This is a genomic window from Streptomyces atriruber, from assembly GCF_001418325.1.
GTDB lineage: Bacteria > Actinomycetota > Actinomycetes > Streptomycetales > Streptomycetaceae > Streptomyces > Streptomyces atriruber.
The window spans coordinates 1-4,645 of sequence record NZ_LIPN01000553.1 but is presented as its reverse complement, the minus strand read 5'-3'; the positions used below and the strand labels follow the sequence as shown (position 1 = coordinate 4,645).

Annotated in this window: 4 protein-coding genes; 1 reads left to right on the top strand and 3 read right to left on the bottom strand. The window is 72.4% G+C overall.

All coding sequences use genetic code 11. The features are described from left to right. The 3 genes from AOK03_RS38235 to AOK03_RS38220 all read right to left on the bottom strand — a co-directional run. Positions 1-849: FAD/NAD(P)-binding protein (locus tag AOK03_RS38235; RefSeq protein WP_167355694.1), on the bottom strand; the 849-nt coding region annotated here is incomplete at its 3' end. 187 nt (positions 850-1,036) lie between these two features. Then, entirely contained in the window at positions 1,037-2,692 is a 1,656-nt protein-coding gene (locus tag AOK03_RS38225) for an alkaline phosphatase D family protein (protein ID WP_055569961.1), read from the bottom strand. Between the two features lie 159 nt (positions 2,693-2,851). Continuing rightward, positions 2,852-3,532: an HNH endonuclease family protein gene (locus AOK03_RS38220; protein ID WP_055569960.1), complete on the bottom strand. Its 681-nt coding sequence runs from the start codon at positions 3,530-3,532 to the stop codon at positions 2,852-2,854. A gap of 521 nt (positions 3,533-4,053) precedes the next feature. Between AOK03_RS38220 and AOK03_RS38215 the strand changes: the two genes are divergently transcribed. Continuing rightward, the gene (locus AOK03_RS38215; RefSeq protein WP_055569959.1) at positions 4,054-4,632 is read left to right on the top strand and encodes a TMEM165/GDT1 family protein; all 579 of its coding nucleotides are present in this window, start codon (positions 4,054-4,056) and stop codon (positions 4,630-4,632) included. The last annotated feature ends 13 nt before the right edge of the window (positions 4,633-4,645 follow it).

The window sequence follows — 4,645 nt, the reverse complement described above, 5'->3', positions numbered from 1 at the left end:
GCCGCGCCGCGATCCCGCGTACAGACGAGGTTCGCGGCCGGAGGGCTCGTAGCGCAGCGGGCCGCCGGGCGTTCGCACGTACCGGCCCCCGCGGGCCTCGGTCAGCAGCGCCATGTGGTCGAAGAAGTTGAGGCCGAGGCCGCGCAGCAGCACCCGCTCGCCGGGGGCGATGACGGACAGGTCCAGGTCGGCGGGGTTGGCGGGCGGGAAGTGGCGCAGGCCGTGCCGCGCCGCGTGGTCCGTCAGGCGCCGCGGCTCCGGACCGGCGGCCGCCGGCAGATGGCCCTGCGCGAGCACGACAGCCGAGAGCCCGGACAGTTCGAGCCCGTCGTCCAGTACGAGGGTCTGCAGCCCGTCGGCCGTCTCGGCCAGGCGCACCGCGCGTGCCGCGTGGACCTGGACGCGGACCGTGCCGGGGGCGCGGCGCACCGCCTCCGCGAAGACCCACTCCAGATAGCGGCCGTAACAGGCGCGGGTCGGATAGTCGTCGGGCCCGAGCCCCGGAACCCGCCCCTCGGCGGCCCATTCGTACAGGCTCGGACCCGGGCGTATCGGCCCCGAGCAGTCGACGCTCGCGTCGGTGAAGAGGGTCACCTGGGAGGCGACGGTGTTCATCAGGAGCTCGGCGGGCTGCGTCGTGCGCCAGACGCGGCCCGCGCCCGGCGGGTCCGGGTCGACGACGTGGACCGTCAGGTGCGTCCCGGTCGCGAGGAGCTCGGCCGCCGAGGCGCAGAGCCGTTCGAGCACGCTGGTGCCGCGGGGGCCCGCGCCGACCAGGGCGAGCGCGGCCGCGTCAGGTGCGGGCCGACGCCGCGCGGGTGGGAGCGGTGCGGGTACAGGTGCAGACAAAAGCGTGACTCCTGGGGCATAGAGAACGCTGGAACCAGACGGTCCGCATCATCATGCCGTCGGCACGCCCGATGCCGAACCCCGGACGGGTGGGCGACCCGTACGTCGGAAACCTCCTCCAGATCTCCTCCACGACCCCCTTACCGATCCCGTCCACGCCCCCTCTTACGCATCCACGCCACGAGCCCTAGGAGAGCCGTGTCTCGTCCGCCTTCTCCAGGCGTACGCCCCCGCCGCGCACCGCCCGCGCCTGATCGAGCCGGAGCCGGGCCGAACGGCCGCGCAGCGTCAGGGTCATGAGCTGGTTGCCGAACCAGGGCCCGCCCGTCCTGCGCCAGTCGATGCCCGCCTGCGTCACCCCGCCGTGCCGGGCGAAGCGCCGCCCGAGACCGCGCCCCACCCGGCTCCAGCCGAAGCGGAAGCCGAGCTTGAGCATCGAGGGGATGGAATTGTGGACGGGGGAGCAGGTCAGCTGGAGGACCCGGGCGTCAGGGCCGCCGCCCGAGGGCCAGCTCGGCTCGGCGACATAGGCGTGGTGGACGTCGCCGGAGAGCACGCACACCGTCGCGGGGGCCTGTGGACCCGAACCGGCCTCCGTGATCAGCGCGGTGAGCGCTTCGAAGGAGGCGGGGAAGGCCGCCCAGTGCTCCAGGTCGGAGCGGCGGCGCAGGTTCTCCCCGAAGCGGGCCCAGCGCTCGCCCCGCTCACCGCGGCACAGCGCGGCGTTCCACCCCTCGGCGTCATGGATGAGGTGGGGGAGCAGCCAGGGCAGGGAGGTGCCGATGAGGAGGTGGTCGTACGTGCCCGGGTCCGCCAGCGCCTGCTCGCGCACCCAGTCGGCCTCGTCGGCGTCGAGCATGGCGCGCTCGTCCTCCGCCAGGACGCGGGCCGCGCGGGTGTCCACCATCAGCAGCCGGACCCGCCCGAAGTCCCGCCGGTAGCTCCAGCGGGCGGCCCGCGCGTCCGCGTCGGCCGCGGCGGCGAAGGCGCGCAGCACGTCCGTGCCGTCCGGGGCCGCGCACACGGAGGCGTAGAGGTCGTCGTGGGCCAGTTCCCCGGGCCGCAGATTGCCGAGGTGCTGATGGACCCAGTACGACATCAGACCGCTCAGGATGCGCTCGCGCCACCAGGGCGTGGCCCGCATCTCGGCGAGCCAGGCCGCACTGGTGTTCCAGTCGTCTATGACGTCGTGATCGTCGAAGATCATGCAGCTGGGCACGGTCGACAGCAGCCAGCGGACCTCCGGGTCCAGCCAGGACTCGTAGTAGAGGTGGGTGTACTCCTCATAGTCCGCGACCTGGACGCCCGGCTGGTCGGCGAGGTCCCGGCGGGCGGCGAGCCAGCGCTGGGTGGCCTTGGAGGTCTGGTCCGCGTACACCTGGTCGCCAAGGAGGACCAGGACGTCCGGGCGCTCGGCGCCGGGGTCGGCGGCGATGCGGGCGGCGAGGGTGTCCAGCGCGTCGGGTCCCACGGGGTCGTGCTCGCCGGACGGCGGCGCGGCCCAGCGGCAGGAGCCGAACGTGACCCGCAGCTCCTCGTCGGCACCGCTCTCCGCGGGGGTGCGGATGGTGCTCGCGGGGTAGGGCGAATCGGGCAGCGGCCACACGGCGGCCCCCGCGCCGTCGCCGAGCCGCACCTCGTACGCCGTCTCCGTGCCCGGCGTCAGTCCGGTGACGGGGACGAGCGCGTAGTGGTGCCCCGCGATCTGGAAGGTCCGCGCCTTGCCGCCCGCGCCGTCCGCGCACCGCACCTCGGCGGTGCAGGGCCGGTCGGCCTCGACCCAGACGGTCGCCGTCGAACCGTCGACGTACCTCAGCAGTGGACCCAGGCGCAGCCGTGCCACAAGTGATCACCCTCCTCTGTCGCCCCGTACGGTACGGAACGCCAGAGGAGGGCGGGCCGGTTCCGCCGCAACCGGTCCGGTCCTTCCCCGGTCGGCGGCCGATGAGGATCAGCGGCCGTCGAGGATCACTGGTCGTCGAGGGTCACTGGTCGTCGGGGATCAGCAGCCGTTGAGGATCGAGGAGAGCTTGCTCTTCTCCTCGGTGTTCACCGTCAGCTTGTAGTGGTGCTTCACGTCCACCCACATCCGGGCGTAGTAGCAGTGGTACGAGGCGGTGGGCGGCAGCCACTCGGCAGGGTCCTTGTCGCCCTTGGCCTGGTTCACGTTGTCGGTCACGGCGATCAGCTGCGGCCGGGTCAGGTCGTTGGCGAAGCCCTCGCGCTGCGCGGTGGTCCAGCTGTTCGCGCCGGACTTCCAGGCCTCGGAGAGCGGCACGACGTGGTCGATGTCGAGGTCGGAGGCGACGGTCCAGGTGGCGCCGTCGTAGGCGGACTTCCAGGTGCCGGAGGTGGCGGCGCAGCTGGAGTCCTGCTCGACGTTCGTGCCGTCGCGCTTGAGGACGACCTCGCGGGTGTTGCAGGCGCCGGACTGCGTGCTCCAGTGCGGGAACTTGTCGCGGCTGTAGCCGTCGGAGGAGCCCTCGGCCTTGACGGTGAGGTCGCCGAGGTAGGTGCGGGCGGTGGCGGCGCTGACCGGGGCCGGGGGAGCGGCCTGGGCGGAGGAGCCGGTGACGAGGGTGGCCGCGGCGGCCAGGGCGACGGCCGCGGCGGCGAAGGCGGGCCGGGTGTACCGGGTGCCTCGGGTGCTCGGGGTGTGTCGACGCGCGTAGACAGCGGACATGCGAACTCCTCTGGTGTGGGGGGGAGTTGACCGGTGGGGCGGTCATCGTCGCGGGCAGGGGTTACTTCCGGATGTGCGTCTGGTGACAGGGTCGCGTCAAATAGGTGCCGACTTCAAGAGTTCTGGCGCCATGTCATGTGCGTGTCGTGTGACGGGAGTTGTGTCCGAGGGGTCCGGACGCGCTGCAGGGAGCCGCGTTCGAGTGACCCGGGTCACTGCCGGGCGGGGCGAAAGTCCCTGGCCAGGGGTGGCCGGAGGTCGCGTACGATGGACGGCGCAGAAGGGGAGTAGCTCTTCGCCGGACCGTCGACATACTGCTCAGCTCGTCTGAGCCGGCGCCCGGAGGCAGGCCCCGCGGGGCAGGCCAGCGAGACCTTCGGCAAAGCAGTGCGGACGTACGCATCCCGTGTACGTCCGGACGTCCACATCCGTGTACGTCCGTGTGCGCTGCCGTGCCGAGGTGTCGTACGCGAAACGATGGAACACTCTCGGCGGGGCGGCCCCGACCGATTGAGGAACCCTTGATCAGCTTCAGCGTGATGGCGCTCGTCTTCGGCGTCGTCTTCCTGGCCGAGCTGCCGGACAAGACGGCGCTGGCCGGACTCGTCCTCGGCACGCGCTACCGCGCCTCCTACGTCTTCGCCGGTGTCGCGGCCGCCTTCACCGTCCACGTGGTGCTCGCCGTCGCGGCGGGCAGCGTGCTGACCCTGCTCCCGCAGCAGTTGGTGCACGCGCTGACGGGCGTCCTCTTCCTCGCCGGCGCCGCGATGCTGCTGCTCAAGGGCGGCGACGACGAGGAAGAGGTCAGGCAGCCCGAGAACCAGAGCTTCTGGAAGGTCTCCGGCGCGGGCTTCATGCTCATCCTGGTCGCCGAGTTCGGCGATCTGACGCAGATCATGACCGCCAACCTGGCGGCCCGCTACGACGACCCGCTCTCCGTGGGCCTGGGCGCGGTGCTCGCGCTGTGGGCGGTCGCGGGGCTCGGCATCGTCGGCGGCAAGGCCCTGATGAAGCGGGTGCCGCTGGCGCTCATCACGAAGATCGCGGCGCTGCTGATGCTGGGGCTCGGCGTGTGGAGCCTGTACGAGGCGATCGCCTGACGGGGGCGGGGCG

Excerpts from the sequence above, each read along its gene's own strand:
- AOK03_RS38220 (WP_055569960.1), bottom strand. The coding sequence starts at position 3,532 with ATGTCCGCTGTCTACGCGCGTCGACACACCCCGAGCACCCGAGGCACC.